At 74.5% G+C, this 21652-nt stretch carries 19 protein-coding genes; 14 read left to right on the forward strand and 5 right to left on the reverse strand.

The annotated features are described in order from the left end of the window. Positions 1-149 precede the first annotated feature (149 nt). Both ACFVGY_RS13730 and ACFVGY_RS13735 read left to right on the forward strand, forming a co-directional pair. The gene (locus ACFVGY_RS13730; RefSeq protein ID WP_385675757.1) at positions 150-953 is read left to right on the forward strand and encodes a SigE family RNA polymerase sigma factor; all 804 of its coding nucleotides are present in this window, start codon (positions 150-152) and stop codon (positions 951-953) included. After that, complete coding sequence (locus ACFVGY_RS13735; RefSeq protein WP_385675760.1) at positions 950-2068, forward strand: hypothetical protein; 1119 nt, start codon at positions 950-952, stop codon at positions 2066-2068. The genes ACFVGY_RS13730 and ACFVGY_RS13735 overlap by 4 nt, the downstream gene beginning before the upstream one ends. On the opposite strand, the gene ACFVGY_RS13740 is transcribed toward ACFVGY_RS13735, so the two are convergent. Together ACFVGY_RS13740 and ACFVGY_RS13745 are read right to left on the reverse strand one after the other, a co-directional pair. Next, entirely contained in the window at positions 2037-2858 is an 822-nt protein-coding gene (locus ACFVGY_RS13740; RefSeq protein WP_385675763.1) for an SURF1 family protein, read from the reverse strand. The genes ACFVGY_RS13735 and ACFVGY_RS13740 overlap by 32 nt on opposite strands. A gap of 73 nt (positions 2859-2931) precedes the next feature. Beyond that, a complete protein-coding gene (locus tag ACFVGY_RS13745; RefSeq protein WP_385675766.1) occupies positions 2932-4731 on the reverse strand; it encodes a prolyl oligopeptidase family serine peptidase in 1800 nt (599 codons plus the stop codon). Between the two features lie 129 nt (positions 4732-4860). On the opposite strand from ACFVGY_RS13745, the gene ACFVGY_RS13750 reads away from it, so the two are divergent. The 12 genes from ACFVGY_RS13750 (at position 4861) to ACFVGY_RS13805 (ending at position 18227) form a co-directional block, all read left to right on the forward strand. Beyond that, entirely contained in the window at positions 4861-5028 is a 168-nt protein-coding gene (locus tag ACFVGY_RS13750) for a hypothetical protein (RefSeq protein ID WP_385675768.1), read from the forward strand. 203 nt (positions 5029-5231) lie between these two features. Continuing rightward, the gene (locus ACFVGY_RS13755) at positions 5232-5741 is read left to right on the forward strand and encodes a DUF5956 family protein (protein WP_385675771.1); all 510 of its coding nucleotides are present in this window, start codon (positions 5232-5234) and stop codon (positions 5739-5741) included. Between the two features lie 620 nt (positions 5742-6361). Beyond that, entirely contained in the window at positions 6362-7144 is a 783-nt protein-coding gene (locus ACFVGY_RS13760) for a hypothetical protein (protein ID WP_385675774.1), read from the forward strand. Next, positions 7144-7434: a PqqD family protein gene (locus tag ACFVGY_RS13765; protein ID WP_385675777.1), complete on the forward strand. Its 291-nt coding sequence runs from the start codon at positions 7144-7146 to the stop codon at positions 7432-7434. The genes ACFVGY_RS13760 and ACFVGY_RS13765 overlap by 1 nt, the downstream gene beginning before the upstream one ends. An 81-nt stretch (positions 7435-7515) precedes the next feature. Continuing rightward, a complete protein-coding gene (locus ACFVGY_RS13770; protein ID WP_385675780.1) occupies positions 7516-9471 on the forward strand; it encodes a BTAD domain-containing putative transcriptional regulator in 1956 nt (651 codons plus the stop codon). A 129-nt stretch (positions 9472-9600) separates the two neighbouring features. Further along, a complete protein-coding gene (gene purB / locus ACFVGY_RS13775) occupies positions 9601-10908 on the forward strand; it encodes an adenylosuccinate lyase (RefSeq protein ID WP_385675782.1) in 1308 nt (435 codons plus the stop codon). Continuing rightward, complete coding sequence (locus tag ACFVGY_RS13780; protein WP_385675785.1) at positions 10895-11299, forward strand: GNAT family N-acetyltransferase; 405 nt, start codon at positions 10895-10897, stop codon at positions 11297-11299. Before purB ends, ACFVGY_RS13780 begins: the two co-directional genes overlap by 14 nt. 66 nt (positions 11300-11365) lie before the next feature. Next, on the forward strand, positions 11366-13114 hold the full coding sequence (locus ACFVGY_RS13785; RefSeq protein WP_385675788.1) for a hypothetical protein: 1749 nt from the start codon (positions 11366-11368) through the stop codon (positions 13112-13114). Further along, positions 13104-14579: an amidase gene (locus tag ACFVGY_RS13790; RefSeq protein ID WP_385675791.1), complete on the forward strand. Its 1476-nt coding sequence runs from the start codon at positions 13104-13106 to the stop codon at positions 14577-14579. The genes ACFVGY_RS13785 and ACFVGY_RS13790 overlap by 11 nt, the downstream gene beginning before the upstream one ends. Beyond that, positions 14576-16159: a glutamine synthetase family protein gene (locus ACFVGY_RS13795; RefSeq protein ID WP_385675794.1), complete on the forward strand. Its 1584-nt coding sequence runs from the start codon at positions 14576-14578 to the stop codon at positions 16157-16159. The genes ACFVGY_RS13790 and ACFVGY_RS13795 overlap by 4 nt, the downstream gene beginning before the upstream one ends. A gap of 191 nt (positions 16160-16350) precedes the next feature. Further along, complete coding sequence (locus ACFVGY_RS13800; RefSeq protein WP_385675797.1) at positions 16351-17010, forward strand: thymidylate kinase; 660 nt, start codon at positions 16351-16353, stop codon at positions 17008-17010. Further along, complete coding sequence (locus ACFVGY_RS13805) at positions 17010-18227, forward strand: MFS transporter (protein ID WP_385675800.1); 1218 nt, start codon at positions 17010-17012, stop codon at positions 18225-18227. Before ACFVGY_RS13800 ends, ACFVGY_RS13805 begins: the two co-directional genes overlap by 1 nt. Before the next feature lie 58 nt (positions 18228-18285). Here ACFVGY_RS13805 and ACFVGY_RS13810 read toward each other — a convergent pair whose 3' ends face one another. The 3 genes from ACFVGY_RS13810 to ACFVGY_RS13820 are packed head-to-tail and all read right to left on the reverse strand — an operon-like array spanning position 18286 to position 21651. Continuing rightward, positions 18286-19533, reverse strand: coding sequence for a hypothetical protein (locus ACFVGY_RS13810; RefSeq protein WP_385675803.1), 1248 nt, complete (start codon positions 19531-19533; stop codon positions 18286-18288). A gap of 52 nt (positions 19534-19585) precedes the next feature. Further along, complete coding sequence (locus tag ACFVGY_RS13815; RefSeq protein WP_385675806.1) at positions 19586-20635, reverse strand: methyltransferase; 1050 nt, start codon at positions 20633-20635, stop codon at positions 19586-19588. Then, positions 20632-21651 (reverse strand): TauD/TfdA family dioxygenase, encoded by a 1020-nt coding sequence (locus ACFVGY_RS13820; RefSeq protein WP_385675809.1) that lies wholly within the window; start codon positions 21649-21651, stop codon positions 20632-20634. Before ACFVGY_RS13820 ends, ACFVGY_RS13815 begins: the two co-directional genes overlap by 4 nt. Between the last annotated feature and the right edge of the window lies 1 nt (position 21652).

The following is a 21652-nucleotide window of genomic DNA, read 5'->3' on the forward strand; positions in this document are numbered from 1 at the left end:
CTGATCCCTTGATCAAGGTGATGGCCTGACTGCCGCTGGACGGACGGGGGCAATCGGGAAGAACGAGTACGCATGAGGGCAATGAGGATGGTGCTGGCCGGTCCGCCTCGCGCGTACAACCCTGGTGGGGGGACGCGTGTCCAACTGGCGTGGCAGAGGCACTACTCGTACGCGACGGCGCACCGGTGCGCAGCACGATCGCTGGGCCGCCGCGCCGGCGCACCCAGACGACCGGCGGGCTCCCGGTGACCGTCCCGGTCCCGCCGACCGTGCCCCCGGCCCCGCCGCCCGGTTCCGCCCCGCCGACCCCGGGCGGACGCGTGCCCACGCCGCGCGGTAGCACCGGACCCGCCGACCCCGACGCGAACGACGCGAACGACCCGAACGACGCGAACGCAGGGACCGGCGGGCCCGGCGCGGAGAACGCTGCCACCGCACCGCCACCCGAGGTCGTGGCCGGCACCACGGTCGACCACCTCACCGCGACCTACCGGGCCCACTACCGTTCGCTGCTGGGCCTGGCCGCGCTGCTCCTCGACGACACCGCCTCCTGCGAGGACGTCGTCCAGGAGGCGTTCATCCGCGTCCACTCGGCCCGCAGCCGGGTCCGGGACCGCGACAAGACGCTGGCGTACCTGCGGCAGACCGTGGTCAACCTCTCCCGCTCCGCGCTGCGCCGCCGCATCCTCGGCCTGAAGCTGCTGTCGAAGCCGATGCCGGACATGGCCAGCGCCGAGGAGGGCGCGTACGACCAGCTGGAACGGGACGACCTCATCAAGGCGATGCGCGGACTGCAGCGGCGTCAGCGGGAGGTGCTGGTGCTGCGGTACTTCGCGGACATGACCGAGGCCCAGGTCGCCGAGACCCTCGGCGTCTCGCTCGGCTCGGTGAAGGCGTACGGATCGCGGGGCATTGCCGCGCTGCGGGTGGCGATGGAGGCTCAGCAGTCATGATGGACGACCACACGCGACCGGACGGCGCCGGCGACGAGCAGGAGCTGCGCACCCTGCTGCACGCCGCCGTCGCCGGCCTGGAGCCCTCCGCCGGCTCCCTGGACCGGCTGCGGTCCGCCGTCCCCGCCCGCCGGGCCCGCAAGCGCCGGGCGCTCGTCGGCGCCGCCGCGGCCGCACTGCTGGCCGGCACCGCCCTGCCCACCGCCCTGCACCTGGGCATCACGGGCGGCGACGGCAGCGTCAGCGACCACTCGGCCATGGCCGGACACGGCGAGGAAGCCGCCACCGGAGCGGGCGCGGGCGGCCACGGCCACGTCCACAACGGAACGGGCCACCCGCCCAAGCAGTCCAAGGGCACCGATACGGGGCCAGGAGGCCACGGCGGCACCGCCGCCGGCTCGGACCCCACCGCCGCGGGCTCCCCGACCGGCGGCGGTACGGCCGGCCCGTCCGCGGCCGGCGGCCCGGGCGGCGCGACCAGGGCCACCGGTGGCCCGATGCCGCCCGTCGCGTCCCCCGCGGCGCCCGGATGCAGCGCGGACCAGCTCGGGGTGCAGGCCAGTGCCCGCGCCCCGGAGGCCGACGGGAAGGTGTACGGCAGCTTCACGGTCACCAACGTCTCGGCCCGCGGCTGCAGCGTCGCCGGCCCGGACACCGTGACCGCCGCCTCGGTGAGCTCCTCCCCGTCCGGCGGGGCCCCGGGGGTCACCGTCGTCGGCCACACCGCGGGGGACGCGGCGCCGGGGCTGCCCGACCCGTCGGTGGAGGCGCCGTCGCTCGTGCTCCAGCCGTACGCGGCCTACGAGGTCCGCTTCGCCTGGGTGCCCTCGGGGATGTCCTGCCCGGCGGCCACCCCCGACCCGGCGGCCAAGTCCCCGGCGGGCGGCGCGCCGCAGGAGCAGCTCCCGGGCGACGGTACGGCCGCGGTGGACCCGGAGGCGGGGCGGACCGGCAGCCCGGCCGCGGAGTCCACCGGCGTGGCCGTGTCCCACACCCCGGCCACGGCGGTGCCGGGCGCACCGGCCCCGACCACCCGGGCGACGATCCCGGCGGCCTGCGGGGGCACGCTCTACCGGACGGGCGTCATTCCGTTGGACGCGGCGCAGAAGCCCTGACCGGCTCCTGCGGCTCCGCCCCCGGCCCCGCGGCCGTCGCGGGCAGCAGCCCCGACTCGGCGTCGCGCAGGGTCTCCACCTCGCGGCGGTACAGCCGGAACCACATGAACAGAACGAAAGCGGCGAAGACGAACCACTCGCCGGTGTAGCCCAGGTTCTGGAAGGCCTTCAGGTCCAGCCCGGTGTTCGTCGGCGCCTTCGCGGGCACCGGAGTGAGCCCGTCCGCCGGGGTCTGCACCGTCAGCCAGGCGTCGTACAGCCCGTACGGCACCAGGTTGACCAGCGAGGCTGCCCCGATCACCCCGAGCTGCCCGGCCGGCAGCCCGCCCTGGGAGTGCACGCCCTTGCTGCTGGAGGTCTCCGAGGCCTGCAGGGCCCCCGTCACCTCGACCCGCCCGCCCGGCGCGGCAGGCGCCCGGCCGGGGTCCGCCGTTCCCGGCAGCCAGCCCCGCACCACCGGGACGGCCTTGCCCGAGTCGGTCTTCAGCAGCGTCAGGACGTAGAAGCCGTTCTTCCCGTCGAGCCGCCGCTCCGGGACCAGCAGCTGGTCGGCGTACTGCCCGGAGACGGAGGCGAGCCGGCCGGAGGTCTTCTTGTCCACCGGCAGCAGCGAGTCCAGCGGCGCGGCCGCCTCCTCGGCGGGGCGCGCCCCGGTCGCCTCCCGGTGGGTGTCGACGCGGTCCTCGAACCGGCCGAGCTGCCAGGTCCCCATCAACAGGCAGACGGGAACGGCCAGCGCGACGAAGACGTTGATCCCCCACCAGCGCGGGGTCAGGAGAAACCGGTGCACCCCACCACCGTACGGGGGGTGCACCGCGATCACGCTGGCGGGGGTTCGCCACCCGCGCCGCCCGTCCCCCGGTTCAGCGGGGCAGGTGCTTCAGCGCGAAGTCGATCTCCATCCTGACCTGCTTGATCCGCTCCTCCACCACCAGCGAGCCGTGCCCGGCGTCGTAGCGGTACACCTCGTGCACCGCGCCGCGCGCCGCCAGCCGGTCGACGTAGTTGTCGATCTGCCGGATCGGGCAGCGCGGGTCGTTCACGCCCGCCGCGATGTGCACCGGCGCCCGCACCGCGTCCACGTACGTGAGCGGGGAGGACGCCGCGAAGCGCTCCGGAACCTCCTCCGGCGTGCCGCCGAACAGGGTGCGGTCCAGGGACTTCAGTGCCTCCATCTCGTCGTGGTACGCCGTCACGTAGTCCGCGACCGGTACGGCGGCCAGCCCCACCGCCCAGGCCTCCGGCTGCATGCCCAGGCCCAGCAGCGTCAGGTAGCCGCCCCAGGAGCCGCCCGAGAGCACCAGCCGGGCCGGGTCGGCCAGGCCCGAGGCCACCGCCCACTCGCGGACCGCGGTGATGTCCTCCAGCTCGATCAGCCCGACCCGGTGCTTGAGGGCGTCGGTCCACTCGCGGCCGTACCCCGTCGAGCCCCGGTAGTTGACCCGGACCACCGCGAAGCCGTGGTCCAGCCAGGCCGCCGGGGCGGCGGCGAAGGCGTCGCAGTCGTGCCAGGTCGGACCGCCGTGCACCTCGAACACGGTGGGGAAGGGCCCCTCGCCGTGGCCGACGGGCCGCTGCGCGAGCGCGTGGATCCGCCCGCCCGGGCCCTCGACCCATACGTCCTCCACCGGGAGCGAGCCGGGCGGCCGGAAGCCCGGCGGCTCCAGCACCACCCCGCCCGCCGTCGAGCGGATCGCCGAGGGCTCGGCCGCCGAGGACCACTGGTACTCGACCGTTCCGTCCGGCCGCGCCGTCGCACCTGAGACCGTGCCGGGCGGGGTCTCCACCCGGGTCAGCTCCCGCGCCGCCAGGTCGTAGCGCCACAGCTCGCTGCGCGCCTCGAAGGCGTGCTCGACGAGCAGGGCCGAGCCGTCCGGGTACCACTCGGCGCTCACGTCGCCCGGCAGGTCCAGCGCCAGGTCCTGCTCGGCGCCGGTGGCCACGTCCCACACCATCGGCTCCCAGCGGCCGCGCCGCTGGTGGCCGACGAGCAGCCGGGTGTCGCCGGCGACCGGGGCGAAGCCGAGGACCTCCAGGCCCAGCTCGACGGTGCCGCCCCGGGAGTCGTCCAGCTCCGCGACCGTGGCGCCGTCGAGGGCGACCACGCGCAGGGAGGAGTGCATGGCGTCGCCGTGCTCGGTGTGCTCGATCGCGATCAGCGTGCCGTCCCGCGACAGGTCGCCGACCCCCGCCGACTCGTGGTGCCGGTAGATCTCCACCGGCTCCGCGCCGCCCGGCCGCACCACGTGGACGGTCGAGCCCTCCTCGTCGGTGGACCGGCCCACGACCGCGGTCCCGTCGCGGCCGATGGCGAGACCGGCCGGGTACGAGGGCTTCAGGCCGGGGGTGGCCGGCTCGTCGGGGCCGCCCGCGAAGGGCTGGCGCACCCAGGTGCCGAACTCGTCGCCATCGGTGTCGGAGAACCACCAGATCCACTCCCCGTCGGGGGAGAGGGTGCCGTCGGTGGTGCCGTTGGGCCGGTCCGTGGCCTGCCGCTGGGTGCCGGTGGCCCGGTCCCAGGCGTACAGCTCGTAGGTCCCCGTCGCGTTGGAGACGAACAGCGAGCGGTGCGGGGCGTCCTCGGCCCATTCCGGCAGCGCGACGCGCGGCGCCCGGAAGCGCTTCTCCCAGTCGGGCATGCCCGTGGCCGTGTTGTCAGTCATACCCCCTATGTAACCCGATCGGGTGCGGCGGCCAGGGGGTCCGGCGGCCGCCGCTGCGGATGCCGCCCGCCCGGAACGGGAGGACAGTGGAGGTCATACGCCCCCGCGAAGCCGGAGGAGGAACTGGTCATGACCAAGAAGGCGCGTGCCGGTACGGCACAGGCCGCGGAGCGCGAGCACGAGCGGGCGAAGAACACGGCTGCCGAGGCCCGCGCCAAGTCCGCGGCCCGCGAAGCGCAGACCCTCTCGGCGAAGACGAGGGGCATGCAGCAGAAGGCCCAGGCCAAGCGCGGCTGACGGGCCGACGGGCCGACGGGCCACGGGGCTGACGGGCCGACGGGCCACGGGGCCGACGGGGTGACCGGCTGCCGGGCCGACCGGCTGCCGGGCGGCCCGTCCGGCCCCACGTCCGACGACGTCACCGCCGAGGACCAGGTCGTGCGCACGCCCGGCTGCGCGGCGGGCCGGCGCGGGCCGGACCCCGCCGGTAGCCTCTCGCCATGTCGTGGGACGAGGGCGGAACACCGCATCCCCTCGCGCTGCGCCGCAGCGGCCGCAGCGAGCAGGAGCCGGACCGGCTTCCGGAGGTCCGGGAGCTGGAGGCGCTGGGCTGGGAGCCCGCGCCCGAGGGGGCGGCCTGGGTGTTCCTGCCGTACGTCTGGCCCCCGCATGCCCGCGCCTGGATCCCCGACCGGTCCACCCACTGGGCGGTGGACACCGTCCTCGACGGGCACGGGCACGTCACCGACGTGCACGCCGTCCCGCTGCAGGAGCCGGACCTGCACGTCCTCGACCGCGAGACCGACGTGGCCGTCGCCGCCCTCGGGCTGCCGCCCCGGCCGCCCGGCCGGCTGTGGCTGCTGCGCCCGGTCGGCCCCTTCGCCACGGTCGGCGCGGTCCTGGAGCACCTCGGGTCGTCGGCCGCCGGGCGCGGGGTGGAGGTCGCCGCCTCGGCGGCCTTCATGGAGCTGGCCCGGGCCGAACTGGCGGCGCTGGCGGCGCAGGAGTAGCCCCCGGCCCTCCGCACCCCCGGGTCGGCGAGGCGGTCGGGGCCGGGCGGGGGGAACGCGTTCTGCTGCGCCGCGGGCCGACCGGTGGCGGGATCCCGTACGCCCCCGCGGCCCCGCCGGTCCCCTGCGGGCGCTGCCCGCGCGGCAGCCCCGGGGCGCGCCCAGGGACCCGTGTCCGCGGTGGGACTCCTCCTGGAGCACGGCATTCCCGGCAGGTTCGGCCCCGCTGCGGTGTTCGCCGTGGGATGTGTCGGATTCCCGTATTTCTCCCGGACCGGCACCGAATCCCGCGTTCTGTAAAGTCCAAATTCCGCCATCGGCTGTCTTGAGAAGTCGGTGAGATGTCGTCAATACTGCTGGCCTGCAAGAAAGTTCAAGGGTCATGTACTGTGACTGACGTCGCATCAACCGGACTGCCGCGGCGTTATCGATCATTGCTAGAGTCCGAAACCGGACAGCCGATATTTTCGGTGTGCCGGAATTGGGCCGCGGAATCGGCGATCGCCATTCCGGGGCTTGCCGACCGCTCGGACGCCGTGGCGGCGCCCGGTGCGGAACCATGCCCGTCGACTCCGAAGACCTCGGACAGAGCGGGCCGATACGGGGAAGGGCCGTGCCTCATGACGTATGACACCTCCGGGGTAATCGCCGAGCTCAAGAGCCGCAACCTGCTCCCGGCCGCGTACGAGACCGTGTTCGCCAGCGGCTCCCTGATCAGAGGCTGGGGCAACCCGACCAGCGACCTCGACGTCCACGTGGTCACCCGGGACGTCTGGGCCAGCACGATCGACGAGACCAACCACGTGGCCCTGGAGCCCAACACGCTCCAGTACGAGGGCACCTTCGTCGACGGCCGCCGGTGGGACGTCGAGTACTGGACCTCCTCCCAGCTGGAGCAGGTCCTGGAGAAGGTCTCCCGCGAGCAGTTCGCCGACGAGCAGGGCACCTGGCGCACCCTCAGCTACCACGAGATCGCCATGCTGGAGCGGCTGCCCTACGCGGCCGCCGCCGACGACGGCGCGTGGCTGGAGCGGACCCGCGAGCGGCTCGCCGCATCCGCCCACCGGTCCGTGCTGATCGTCAACTCGCTGAAGCAGGCGGACAGCTACACCGAGGACACGGCCGGCCAGATCGCCCGCGGAGACCTGCACAGCGCCGTCATCGCCGCCCGCAACGCCTTCAACCACGCGGTCGACGCGCTCGCGGCGAGCCAGGGCCAGTTCGGCAGCCTGTGGCCCAAGTGGCGGGCCCGGCGCATGGAGATCCTCGACCCGGAGCTGCTGCCGTTCGAGGCGTACTGGGCCATCGAGACCATGCGCTCCTTCGACCCGGACGACCCGCAGAAGTGGATCGAGGAGACCATCGCCGTCTGCCAGCGGATCTCCATGGAGGTGTCGGTCTGATGCCGCTCGACGACAGCACCACGGTCGGCCCGGACTCGGTCGCCTCCCTCCCGCTCAACGTGAAGATGCGCAACCACCGCGGCGTCATGGTCGTCGGCGGGTACGAGCACTTCTTCGAGCTGACCGGCCCCGCCGTCTCGATCTGGCGGGGGATCGACGGGAAGCGGACGGTCCGCGACATCGCCGCACTGATCGCCGAGGAATACGACATCGATCAGGAATCCGTCGTCGCGGACATCGTGGAGCTCTTCACGGAACTCGCGCGACACGATGTCGTGAAAATCGCCTGAGGCGTATTCCGGGCACCGGGCCGAACGGGGGTGAACCCCCTTGCTTATTTGCCCGTGGATTTGGAACATCGGGGGCACCGCATGCTGGACGATCTCCAGTTCGATGTATTTGGTCCGCTGACCGTACGGCGGGCCGGAAAGTTATTAGAGATTCCGCAGGCGAAACACCGGGTCGTGCTGGCCTCCCTGCTGCTGCGGGCGGGCCGCACGCTCACGGCCGAGGAGCTCATCCAGCAGCTCTGGGGCGGCGAGCCCCCGCTGACCGCGCGCAAGACCCTCCAGGGCTACGTCGCCCGCCTGCGCAAAGTCCTGGGCGCGGACGTCGTCGTCAGCCGCGCCTCGGGCTACGCCATCGAGGCCGGGGGCGGGCGGCTGGACCTCGACCGCTTCAACACCCTGCTGAAGAAGGCCGAGGAGTGCACCGAACCCGCCGGGCGGGCACGGCTGTTCCGCGAGGCCATGGAACAGACCAAGGGAACCCCGCTCGTCGACATCCCCTCGGAATACCTCCAGCAGGGCGACGGGGCCGCCCTTCTTGAACGCTGGCTGAACGCGACGGAAAACTGGGCCGACGCGGAAATGGCAGTCGGCAGGTACGCGGAAGTACTGCCCCGGCTCCGGGCCCTGGTATCCGAACACCCTTTCAGGGAAAGCGCATGGGGCCGGCTCATGACGGCCCTGTACAAGGCGGGCCGTCAGGGCGAGGCCCTCAGCACCTACCAGGAGGCCCGCCGGCTGCTCTCCCGGGAACTCGGCGTCGAACCGGGCGAAGAGCTCCGCGAGACGCACCGGCGGATCCTCGCCGGACCGCCGGAACCGGATCCCGCGGCACCGGCCTTCGGCGCCGGCGCCGGCGCCCCGAGCCCGGCCTCCCCGTACACCCTGCCCCCGCGCCTCGCGGAGTTCGCCCGGCCCGCCGTCGAGGCGGAGCTGGGCCGGTGGCTGCGGGCGGTCTCCCGGGACGGCGGCGAGCGCACCGGGCCGCAGACCCTCAACCTGTACGGGGCCGCCGGCGTCGGCAAGACCACCATGGCGGTCCGCCTCGCCCACGCCGTCAGCCCCGTCTTCCCCGACGGACAGCTGTACGCGGAGCTCCAGAGCGAAGGCCGCCTCCGCGAGCCGGCCGAGGTGCTCGGCGAGCTCCTGCGCGCCCTCGGCGTCGCGCCCACGGCCCTGCCCGGGGAACTCGCCGAACGGGTGGCCCTGTACCGGGGGCTGCTCTCCCACCGGCGGGTGCTGATCGTGCTGGACGGCGCCCCCGACGAGGCCCGGGTACGGCCCCTGCTGCCGGCCTCGCCGACCTGCGCGGCCGTGGTGACCAGCCTGGAGATGCTGTCGACCCTCGGCGGCACCCGGCACGTCCGCCTCGGCCTGCTCTCGGAGGGGGAGTCCCTCGGCATCCTGGGCCGGATGATCGGCCCCGAGCGGCTGGCCGCCGAGGACGGCGCGGCTCGGGACCTGGTGCGGTACTGCGGCCGGCTCCCGCTGGCCGTCCGGATCGTCGGCGCGCGGCTGCTGGAGCGCCCGCACTGGAGCCTGGAGCAGCTCGCCCGCCGCATGGAGTCGGACCGCCGCCGGCTCGACGAGCTGGTGGTCGGCGACCTCAGCGTCCGTGACAGCCTGGACGTCGGCTACGCCGCCCTGGCCGCCCCTGAGCAGCGGGCCTTCCGCCTGCTCAGCCTGCTGGAGATGGCCTCGGTGTCGGTGCGGGTCGCGGCGGCCGCCCTCGGGCTGCCCGACGACCGGACCGAGGAGATCCTCGAACGGCTGGCCGCCCAACACCTGCTGGACGCCGACTTCGTCAAGGGCAGCGGGGTGCACTTCTCCTACCACGGGCTGGTCCGGCTCTACGCGCGGGAACTCACCTTCAACGTGGACTCCGTACAGAGCCGGCACGGCGCGGTGCAGGACGCCCTGGCCGCCTGGTACGCGCGCCCGGCCGGGGCCCTCGTCCCGCTGCGCGCCACCCCGCCCGCGCCCGGCCCGGCCGTCCGCGCCGCCGCGGCGCTCCCACCCGAGCTCGGCTTCACCGCCTGAGCCGTCCGCCCCGTCCGCCCCGTCCGCTCCGTCTCATCCAGCTCCTTCCCCCCACACCCGCCCCCGCCGCACCGCCCGAGGCGCATCCGCCCCTGGCCGCGGCCACGGGGAGAACCGAGGAGAACGACCGTGATCGAACGCTATTCCCGGCCCGAGATGGCCGCCCTGTGGACCGAGGAGAACAAGTACGCCACCTGGGCGCGCGTCGAGGTGCTGGCGACGACCGCCCAGGTCGAGCTGGGCGTCGTGGACGAGGCCTGCCTGGAGGACGTCCGACGCGCCCCCGTCCCCGCGGTCGAGCGGATCAGGGAGCTGGAACGCACCCGCGACCACGAGATCCTCGCGTTCCTCGCCGCCTACACCGAGACGATGCCGTCGGAGTCCGCCCGCTGGGTGCACCACGGCATGACGAGCTACGACCTCGTCGACACCTCCCTCGGCCACCTCCTCGCCCGCTCCTGCGACCTCGTCCTGGACGCCGCCCGCGCCTTCGCGCAGGTCCTCGTGGAACGCGCCCTCGACCACTGGGACACCGTCTGCATCGCCCGGACCCACGGCATCCACGCCGAGCCCACCACCTTCGGCCAGAAGCTCGCCGTGCACGCCTTCGCCCTGCACCGCAGCATCGCCCGGCTGACCGCCGCCCGGGCCGCCGTGGCCGTGGGCACCATCTCCGGGCCCGTCGGCACGTACGCGCACATCTCGCCCTACGTGGAGGAGCGGGTCTGCGCCCAACTCGGCCTCGGGGTCGAGCCGGTGCCCACCCAGGTCGTGGCCCGCGACCGGCACGCCGAGCTGCTGTCCGCGCTCGCCGTGACCGGGGCCGTCGTCGAGCAGTTCGCCCTGGAGATGCGGATGCTCCAGCGCACCGAGGTCGGCGAGGTCGACGAACCGCGGACCAGCGCCTACCAGGGGTCGAGCGCCATGCCGCACAAGCGCAACCCGACGACGAGCGAACGGCTGTGCGGCCTCGCCCGGATCCTGCGGGCCAACGCCGGGGCGGCCTGCGAGAACGTGGCCCTGTGGCACGAGCGGGACCTCGCCCACTCCTCCGTGGAGCGGGTCATCCTCCCCGACAGCCTGACCGCGGCCCACTACCAGCTGGTGTCGGCGGCCGAACTGCTGCGCGGGCTGCGGGTGTTCCCCGAGCGGATGGCCCGCAACATCGACGCCACCCGGGGCCTGGTCTACAGCTCCGAGGTGTTCTTGGACCTGGTCGCCCGGGGCCGGGACCGCGAGGAGGCCTACCGGCTCGTCCAGGCCGCCGCCACCGAGGCGTGGGAGCAGGAGTCGGCCCTGGCCGACCGGCTCGCCGCCCGCGGCATCGAGGTCACCGGCGAGCAGTTCGACCCGCGGCGCTTCCTCGGAAACCGCGACCACCTGAAGTCCCGACTGAACGATCTGAGCAAGGAGCTGCAGAGCCATGTGGAAGTGTGAGCCCGTCGTCGGTGCCAGCCTCGACGTCGCCGAGGTCATCGCCCTCTACCGCGCGTCCACCCTGGGCGAGCGGCGCCCCGTCGAGGACGTGGAGCGCTTCACCCGCATGCTCGCGGGCGCCAACCTCGTGATCACCGCCCGCCTCGACGGCCGCCTGATCGGCATCGCCCGCTCGGTCACCGACGGCTCGTACGTCACCTACCTGAGCGACATCGCCGTGGACGCCGCGTTCCAGCGGCAGGGCGTCGGCCGCGACCTGGTCCGCGCCACCCGCGAGGCCGCACCGCAGGCCAAGCTCGTGCTGCTGTCGGCCCCCGCCGCCGTCGACTACTACCCGCACATCGGGTTCACCCGCCACGAGTCCGCCTGGACCCTCGATGCGCTCGGCTGAGGCCGGGCCCTGCGGGACCGGACGCCCCTCCCCGGTCCCGAACCGCCGTCGAATCACGTTCCGTAGGTGACGACCATGCAACTGAAGACGCCCGGATTCGATGCCCAGGTCACGGCGGCCGCCGCCCGGGCCCGCGGCTGCGCGCTGGCCGCCGACGCCATCCGCATAGCGGCCACCCTGGACGGGATGGTCCCCGAGCAGGTCGGCCGCGCGGCCATGGGGCTCGGCGAGCAGGTGTACACCGAGCTCGCCGAGTCGCAGGCCGCCGGCTTCGTCCCGTCCGCCGATCCCTCCGCCGACGCGAACGGCGCCGCCGGGGACGGGGCCGGGGACCTGCTGATGCTGACCGAGACCGGCCGGCTGCGCGTCGTCCCGGCCGGCACCCGGCCGGCCGGCGACGAGGAGGCCGAGGCCCTCGGCACCCTCAAGTGGCAGTCCCGACCCCAGTCCCTGGGCCGGCTCTTCGCCCTGGCCCGGGACGTCGAACGGCTCCAGTTCGAGGAGGTCCACCGCTGGCTCGCCCAGCAGAGCCCCGAGGCCGTCCACCGGCGCATCGACGCCACCGGCCACGCCCTCGTCCACATGGCCCCCGTACTGCTGTACGTCGGCGACCGCCGCTACAGCAACCTCGGCCGGTTCAGCAACCTGCCCGGGCGCTCCATGGCCCCCGGCGCCGAAGGCTCCGTCCTGACCCGGCTGCGGCGGACGCCCGTCGCGCAGTGGTCCCCCGAGGACGCCGTCTTCGTCGTGTGCCTGCACGCCCTCATCAGCTCCGGATCCCCGGTCCGGGCCGAGGAGTTCAACGGCGTGCAGCTCGCCCCGGACCTGCTCGCCGGCTTCCTGCGCGAGCGCATCGGGGCCTACGGCGCCGAGGTCCCCGACGTGGCCGGCGAACCGACCGGAGCCGCGCTCGACGGGCTCGCCGCCGCGTGCGCCGCCGCCCGGGCCCGGCTGCTCGGCCGGGGGGCCGTCTTATACCGGGAGATCAACGGCGCATCCCTGCACAAGCGGGAGCGGATCATGCCCGAGCCGCCGTCCTGGGACGAGCTCCCCGGCCCGGTCGCCGGCCTGCTCGCGGCGGCCGCCGGCCGGCCGCTGCCCTCCCACGCCCCGCCCGCGGCGGCCGCGGCCTACGCGGCGGAGGTCGTCGGACAGGTGGTGCGGCAGGCCGCGCCGGCCGGGTTCACCAGCCCGTACGAGGGCTTCCTGCACCGCTTCTTCGCGACGGTGGCCGACGCCCTCGACTGCGACGTGGCCATGGGCCGCGGCCCCAAGAGCGTGACCGCGCTGCACAGCACCGTCCCCGCCGAGGAGCGGGTCGCCCTGGCCACCCGCGACTTCTACTGCTGCGTGGCGCCGGGCCGCGCCTTCGCCGACCGGTTCGCACACGACCGGGCCGCCCTCGCCAAGACCCTCTCCGCGTACAGCGCGCGGATGCGCTACAACACGTGGCACTACCTGCCGCACACCATGTCCTGGACCGGGCAGACCCCGCAGCGCGACGACTGGTTCTTCGCGCCGATGACGGCCGACATCACCGACTGGTCCGACCAGCACCACACCGGGCACGTCGCCTTCGGCGTCCGGCACGCCCTGCGCGTGCCGCTCGGCATCGTGCTGGAGGGGGCGTACCGGCCCGGCCTCTACGACCTGCGGCTGCTGCGCACCTCCGGGGACCGGTTCGGGCTGCCGGACCTGCGGGCCGCCATGATCACGGGCCGCATGCAGGCGCTGCTCCACCAGGCGGCCGCGGACCGCGGCCTGGAGGTCACCGACTTCGACAACGGCTGGTTCCGGGACTTCCATGGCGCCTGACCCACGGTTCGCCGACATCCGCACCCTCCGCGCCCGGTACGCGGACGGCAGCCTGCTCCCCTCGGAGCACCTGGCCGCCACCTTCGCGCTGCTGGAGCAGTGGGAGCCGTACCTCGGGGCGTTCCTCACCGTCGCCCGGGAGCGGGCGACGGCCGAGGCCGCCGGCGCCGACCGGCTCCTGCACCGGCACGGGACGGCCGCCTGGCGGGGCCGGCCGCTGCTGGGCATGCCGGTCTCGGTCAAGGACCTCACGGCGACGGCGGGCCTGCGCACCACCCGCGGCTCCCTGCTGCACGCGGACACCGTCCCCGACCGGGACGCCCCGGCCGTGGCGCGGCTGCGGGCCGCCGGGGCGGTGGTCATCGGCAAGACCAACACCAGCGAGGGCGGCTGGAGCGCCGCCTCCGCGAACCGGCTCCAGGGCCCCACCCGCAACCCCTGGGACCCCACCCGCACCCCCGGCGGCTCCAGCGCCGGCGCGGCCGCCTCGGTGGCCGTGGGGGTGGGCGTCGGCGCCACCGGCACCGACGGCGCCGGGTCGATCCGCATCCCCGCCGCGTTCTGCGGGGTCGTCGGCTTCAAGCCCTCGCTGGGCCGGATCCCGTACGTGCCGCACAGCCCCGAGGAACTCTCCCACCTGGGCCCGCTCACCCGGACGGTCGGGGACGCCGCGCTGCTCACGCACGTGATGTCCGGCCCCGACGTGCGCGACCCGCTGTCCTGCGGGCTGCCCGCCGGCCTCGCGGGCGGCCCCGACGGCGACCCGGCCGGCGACCTGGAGGCCGCGGCCGGGCGGCTCCGGGGGCTGCGGATCGGCTGGACCGCCTCGCTCGGCGCGCCCGCCCCGTGGCCCGGCACCGCCGCCGTCGCCCGCCGGGCCGTGGAGGTCCTGGCCGCCCGCGGGCACACCGTCGAGGAGATCGAGCCCCCGTTCGAGGACCCGTACCCGGCGCTGGAGACGATCCTGGCCGCCTGGGAAGCGGCCGCCCACGCGGCGGACCTGGACGAGGTCGCGGACCGGCTCGACCCGGGCCGCCTGGAGGTCATCCGCCACGGGCGCGGCCTCGACGCCGTACGCCTCGCCCAGGCGTACGAGACGCGCAGCCGGCTGCGCGCCGACGCCCAGGCCCTGATGGAGCGGTACGACCTGCTCGCCATGCCGACCGTGGCCGTCGCCCCGTTCGCCGCGGAGCGGCACGAGCCGGCCGAACCCGTCCGCAAGGGCGCCCTGTCCTGGCTGGCCTGGGCGCCCGAGGCCTACACCTTCAACCTGACCGGCCAGCCGGCCGTGTCCGTCCCCGCAGGACTGTCCCCCGACGGGCTGCCCGTCGGCCTGCAGCTCGTCGGCGCCCGCCACGCCGACCGCACCGTCCTCGCCGCCGCACGCCAGCTGGAGCAGGACCGCCCCTGGCACCACTGGTACCCGGCACTCACGCAGCACCGTCCGGAAGAGGGAACACGATGACGACGACCGGATCCCAGACCGGATCCCCCCAGGCCGCCGGCGCGCCCCGCTACGCCCGCTACGCCCGCTTCGCCACCGGCAGCGTCGGCTTCGTCGCACGGCACGGGTTGTGGAACGAGACCCAGCGGGCCGCCGCGGACGCCCTGGAGGACACCCTGTCCTCCCTCGAGTTCGTACGGGTCGGCTTCGGCGACCCGCACGGGCTGGTGCGCTCCAAGACCCTCACCGTCGACGCCTTCCGCACCGCCCTGCGCAACGGCATCGACATGAGCCCGGGCCCGTTCGTCTTCGACACCGGGCACGCCGTCGGCGTGGACTTCTTCGCGCCGGGCGGCGGCATCGGCATCCCCGAACTGACCGGCGCCGGCGACTTCCTGATCGTTCCCGACCCGCTCACCTTCAAGGTGCTGCCGTACACCGAGGCGGCCACCGGCTGGGTCATCGCCGACGAGTACCTGCGCGACGGCAGCCCCCACCCGCTGTCCAGCCGCGCCGTCCTGCGCCGCCAGAGCGAGCGCGCCGCCGCCCGCGGCCTGCAGTCCGTCGTCGGTCTGGAGGTGGAGTGGTACCTGACCCGGCTGGCCGAACCGGCGCCCGGCGCGGCCGCCGCGGCCGTCGGCGGCTTCGGCGTCCAGGGCGAGCCGCCCGTCGTCGAACCCGTCAACGGTGGCTACCAGTTCAACCTCGACAGCTTCACCGACGGGCTGATGCACGTCGTCGCCCCGCTCGCGCGCGCCGTCCGCGAGCTCGGGCTGCCGCTGCGGACCGTCGAGCACGAATCGGGCCCCGGCCAGCTGGAGTTCACCTTCGCTCCGATGAACGCCCTCGACGCCGCCGACGCCATGCTGCTCTTCCGCACCGTCGCCAAGCAGGTCTGCGCCCGGCTCGGCCACCACGCCTCGTTCATGGCCCTGCCCCGGCTCGACCGCTTCGACGCCAGCGGCTGGCACCTGCACCAGTCGTTGTTCGACACCGCGGCAGACCGCAACGCGTTCGTGCCCGCCGGGGGCGGCGGCGCCCCGCTGTCCGACGAGGGCCTCGCGTACCTCGCCGGACTGCTCGAACACGCCGCCGGCACCGCGCTGTTCTGCGTACCGACCGTCAACGGCTACCGCCGCCTCGCCGAGCAGTTCTCGCTGTCCCCGGACCGCGTCGTGTGGAGCGCCGAGAACCGTGGTGCCCTCGTCCGCGTCCTCGGCGGTAGCGGCGAGGAGTCCACCCACGTCGAGAACCGCCTCGGCGAGCCCTGCGCCAACCCGTACCTCTACCTCGGCGCCCAGCTCGCCGCCGGCCTGGACGGCATCGAACGCGGGCTGCGCCCCGGCGCCGCCGCCGAGGACCCGCACGCCCCCTCGGCCGCGCCGCTGCCCCGCGACCTCGGCGAGGCGGTCGCCGCGATGCAGGACAGCACCCTGGCCCGCGACCTGCTCGGCAAGCAGCTCCACGACTGCCTCGTCCAGCTCAAGCGCAGCGAGGTGGCCCGGTTCGAGGAGTGGCTGGCCGCCGCCGGGGCGGCCGGGGCGGCCGGGGCCGGGGAGGTCACCGCGTGGGAGCACCGTGAGTACTTCGCCGCGTACTGACCGGGCGTACTGACCGGGCGGGCGGAGACGGGCCGACCCCGGCGTCGTCTCCGCCCCGGGCGGGGCTGCCGCGCCACACTGAACCCACCCGAACCCACCCGAAGCACCGAAACCGGCGCGGCAGTGCACGACTTCCGTACGGCAACGCCCGTGGCGGATCTTCCGAAGGGATATGAACAGTGATCGTTGCGATGGACGGACCCGACGGCGCCGGCAAGAGCACGCAGGTCAAGCGCCTGCGGTCGTGGGCCGAGAGCCAGGGCCTGTCGTTCGCCGTGGCCGGCAAGTGGCAGGTCTTCGAGGAGGCGGAGGTCCCGCAGGCCCGGTTCCTGCGCGGCACCACCCTGGACGAACTGCGCGTCTGCATCGCCGAGATGCCGAACCCGGCCCGCATGCTCTTCCTCGCCTGGCTCAACTCCTTCGCCGCCGAACGCGCCAGGGCCGCCGAAGCGGACCTCGTCGTCCTCGACGGCTACTGGATCAAGCACGCGGCCACCGAACTGCTCGCCGGTTGCCCGCAGGAGCTCGTGGACGGCATCGTGGGCGCGATGGCACCCGTGGACACCGTCGTCTTCTTCGACGTGACCCCCGAGGAGGCGCTGCGCCGCAAGAAGGGCGACATCACCCCCTACGAGTGCGGCCGCGACCCCGAATGCCGACCGGAGAGCTTCCTGTCCCACCAGGCGGCCGTACGGGAGGTCATGTTGGAGTGGGCCGGACAGCACGGCTGGGACGTCATCCGCGCCAACACGGCCGAAGCGGCGGCCCAGCAGCTGCGCAAGCTGCTCGCGCCGAAGCTGGGCGTGGTGGTCAACCCCCGCTCCGCGGCCGACGCCCCGGTCGGACACTGATGGCGCGCGACCAGCGGAGCCTGCGGCGCGGCCTCGCGGCCGCGCTGTTCGTGCGCTACCTCGGGGCGGGCAGCTGGGCACCCCTGCAGGTGCTGTTCTTCGTCCGCTCCGTGGGCCTGTCCACGGGCAACGTCGTCCTGGGGCTGACCGCCGCCGGGCTGGCCGGGCTGGCCGCCGGTCCGATCGTGGGCCGGCTCGCCGACCGGTTCGGGCCGCGCGAGGTGGGCGTCGCCGGCCTGGTCGCCCAGGCGGGCGCCGCCGCCGCGCTGCTGACCGTCGACGGCATGGGCGGCTTCCTCGTGGTGATCACCCTGATCGCCCTCGGGCGCGGCGCCTTCCCGGCGATCAGCGGGGCCCTGATCGCGTACGTCGGCGGCCGCGACAAGGTGGCCTACCGGGCGCGGATCTACTCCCTGCAGAACCTCGCTATGGTCTCCGGCTCGCTGCTCGGCGGCCTCGCGCTACAGGCCGACACCCGGACCGCGTACGTGATCGCGATCTGCGCGGACGTCGTGTCGTACCTGGTGGCGGCGCTGCTGGTGGCCCGGCTGCCGCACCTGCCGCCCCCGCCGCGGGAGTCCGGCGGCGGGCAGCGCTACGCGCTCGCGGACAAGCCGTTCCTCGCCGTGAGCATGCTCGCGGGCACCCTCGTGATGTTCGATGTGTTCATGACCGTGCTGATGCCGGTGTGGATCGCCGAGTACACCGACGCACCGCGCTGGACCGTGTCGCTGGTCTTCGCGCTCAGCTGCGGTCTGGTGGTGCTCCTGCAGACCAGGGTGGCCAAGGGGGTGGAGACCCCGCGCGACGGGGCGCTGGCGATGCGGCGCAGCGGACCGGTGATCGCGGCGGCCATGGGCCTCGTCTTCGCCGCCGCGCACGTGAGCACGTACACGGCGATGGGGCTGATCCTGGTCGGCACGGCGGCGCTGACCTTCGGGGAGATGCTGTTCACGGCAGGGGAGTACGCCCTGTCGTTCGGCCTCGCCCCGGAGCACGCCCAGGGCGAGTACCAGGGCGTGTTCTCCGTCGGCGTCGGCATCGGCGGGGCGGTGGCGCCGACGGTCCTGAACGCCCTGTGCCTGAGCGCGGGACCGGTGGGCTGGATCGCCCTCGTGGCGATCATGGTGGCGGCGGGTGCGGCGGTGCCGCCGGTGGCGGCCATCGCCGAACGCGGCCGTGACCTGAAGGAGGCGGAGCCCCGGCCGACCGGCTGACCGGCCGCCGGGGCGCGGCCGCTACGCACCGGGGCCCGCGCACACCTGCGGGCGGCTCCTAGCCGCGGGCCGCCACCAGCCGGGCCACCTCGGACTCGATCCCCGCGTCGTGAGCGGCGTACTCCTCCCGCCGGGCCTTCTCCTCGGCGCGTACGCGGTCCAGGACCGGCCCGGACCAGGGGGCGTCGAGGACGACGCCCCACAGCGGCTGCAGCCGGGCGCCGCGCGTCACCTTGGCCTCGAAGGCGTCGCAGCTCAGGTCCAGCAGCCGGTACCCGTGCGCGGCCGCGTACTTCACCGCCTCGTAGTAGGTCAGGTTGAAGTAGAGCTTGGCCTCGCGGCCGATCGAGTCGTCCAGCCCGTGCGAGCGTGCGTACATCGTCCGGCCCCAGAAGAAGAACTGGGTGAACCCCACCATCCGGTCCCCCTGCCAGGCGGTCAGCACCCGGCAGTTGTCGTCGAACAGCGGGGCCTGCTGGGCGAACCGCTCGGACTCGCCCTCGTCGGTGACCGGGTGTCCGTACCGGCGCAGGACCTGCGCGGACAGCGGGCCCAGCAGGTGGTGGCACTCCGACAGCCGCTGCACCTCCGTGCGGCAGCCGGCCTCCGCGTAGCGCCGCATCTCCAGGCGCCGGGACTTGAACTGCCGCGCGGTGAACAGGGCGCGGTAGCCGTCCATCCCGTCCGGCGGGACGGCGAGCACGGCGGTGGCGTCCATCAGCACCACCCGGTCGCGCGGGCCCAGCAGCGGCAGCAGCCGCTCCACGGAGGCGTCGGTGAGGTAGAGCAGGGCCGTCAGCGCTCCCTCGGCCGCGCCCAGCTTCCGGAACCGGTCGAGCAGGACGGCCGTGCCCGCCTCGGCAACGGGCCCGGTGGTGCCGGGGGCGACGATGACCTCGCTGGTGTAGCCGAGTCGGGTGCCGCCCAGCAGCAGGGGCCGCTCGGGCGTGGCGGGCTCGGCGGCGCCCGGGAAGAGCACGGCCGGGTCGTAGAAGTGCGGGACCTTTTCGGTGAAGCGGTGGGTGGGCAGGGCCGCGACGTCCGAGCCGCCGGCGGAGGCGACCAGGTGCCGGGAGGCGGAGTCGGCGAGCTCCTCGCCGTACAGCAGCCAGCGGTGGCTGGAGTAGAGGGCGGCGTCCCCGGCGAGGGCGTCCCACGCGCCGGGCTGCGCGTCGCGGATCGAGCGGAGTTCCCGTACCTCCGGTCGTGCCCCGCCCGTCTCGTCCGCCCCGTCCGCCCCGTCCGTCCCGCCTGCCTGACCTGCCGTACTGCCTGTCCCAGCCGTCCCAGCCGTCCCAGCCGTCACCGTGCACGTCCTTCCGGTTCGTGGTCGCAGTTGCGGATCACGCTAGCCAGCTTCAGCCTCCCGCACGGTCGAACACGCGAAAGTCGGCCATCCCGTGGTCGACGCGCAGATAGGCCAGGCGGGCGGCGGTCGCGCCGTGCCGCGCGTACATGCCGGCGGCGGCCGCGGTGAGTTCCTCGGGTGCGGCCTCCGGATCGGTCTCCAGGCGGTCCGAGACGGTGGTCTGCACGAGGTCGGAGTCGGCGTCCACCGCCATCCGGTCGGTCAGCGTGACGGTCAGGCCGCAGCCGTGCTCCGCGGCCCAGGCGCACAGTTCCCCGCCGGCGACCAGACCCCGGTCCGTCTGGAGCAGCAGCGCGGTGAGGTGGGCGGCGCCGCCGGGGGCCAGGTACCGGGGGAGTCCGGCCAGGACGCGCCGGCCGACGCTGAAGCCGTCCTCGCCGCCCTCATGGGCGGCCTCCTCACCGCGGGGGGAGAGGGTCGGCAGGAACGGGATGTTCGCGATGACCCGGTCGTACGGCTCCACCTCCGCCGGCAGCGGCGCGTACAGGTCCCCCACCAGGACCTCCACCCGGTCGGCCACCCCGTTGAGCTCCGCGTTGAGGCGGGCCACCGCGGCCGTCCCGGGCAGCAGCTCCACCAGGGTCGCCGGGGCGCCCTGCCGGGCGGCGACCAGCCCTTGGAAGCCCGGCCCGGAGCACAGGTCGAGGACCCGGCCGCCGGGCCGGTAGCCGGTCCGGCGGGACAGGGCGACCGAGTCCCGGCCGAAGTAGTGCCGTACCGGGAAGGGGCTCGGCGGCTCCGCGAAGAGCCAGACCCCGCCGGCGCGGAACAGGCTGACGTCCACCAACTGCACCCCGGCCGCGCCGCGGACGGCGACACCGCCCTTGACCAGGGCCGGGAGGACACCGCGGAGCGCCGGGGGCAGCAGCTCCTCCCGGACGGGCTCGCCCAGCAGCAGGAATCCGGCGACGGTGCGCAGCCCGCCGTCGAGGCGGCGCAGGCCCGCGGCCCATTCGAGGCGGTCGACCCCGTCCCCGGGGAAGTCGGCCAGGAACTCCGCGAGGCCCAGCCGCTCCAGCTCGGCGACGACCGGCGTCACCGGACGGCTCCCGCCTCTTCGGCTCCCGCCCCTTCCGCTCCCGCCCCTTCTGCTCCCAGCCGTTCCGCTCCCAGCCGTTCCGCTCCCAGCCGTTCCGCTCCCACCCGTTCCGCTCCCAGCCGTTCCGTTTCCTGCCCGGGCAGCCCGATCCAGGTGCGGAGCATCAGCCGGCCGCCGCCGCTGCTGCCGGCCGGGGTGACGTCCTGGAAGGCGGTCCTGCCGTGGACGATCGACCGGTTGTCGATGAAGATCATCTCGCCGGGCTGCAGGCGCCCGTGCGTCTGCAGGTCGCGCCGGTCGAGCAGCGAGTCGAGCAGGTCGAGCGCCTTGACCTGCTCGGGGGTCAGCGGCGGGACGTGCGGGTGGCGGTGCCCGATCTCGATGTAGTCGCGCAGGTAGTACATCCGCTCGCGGCCGCCCCGGTACACGAACACGGGCCGCTCGGTGGTCAGCGGCACGCCCGGGGTGTCGTCGCGGGTGTCGAAGTGGACGGGCAGCCGCAGCGTGGCGAGCTCCCGAGGGTGGTCCCGGAGGATGTCCAGCAGGTCGGCGACGTGCACCATGACCAGGGACCCGCCGCTGACGGCCTGCCGGAGGCAGAACAGCGTGAAAATGTCCGGAAGCCGCCCCGGGCGGTGCGCGGCGTCCGTGTGCAGGCTGCCGCCCTGCCGGCTGTCCGAGTAGCGGCCGGTCGCGCCCTCGCCGAGCCTGACCCCGCGGTCGCGTACGTCCCGCAGCAGGGCGCCCGCACCGTCCTGCGGCAGCAGTTCGCCGGCCAGCTCCGACACCGCGACCGTGAACCGCCGGGCCTGCTCCTCGTTCAGGTGGCCGAGGCCGCCGAGGACGAAGTATCCGGGCCGGGCGTCCAGGTGACGCCGCACCAGAGCGCGCAGGGTGCCGCCGAACTCCCCGTACCAGGGCTGCCCGGCCGGGTCGCCGGCGCTCTCGGCGACGGCGGTGGCCAGGTCGCGGTCGACGGCGTGACGGACGGCTGCGAACGGATCGTTGCTGTTCAAG

Source organism: Streptomyces sp. NPDC127106 (assembly GCF_042677605.1).
Classification (GTDB): Bacteria; Actinomycetota; Actinomycetes; order Streptomycetales; family Streptomycetaceae; genus Streptomyces.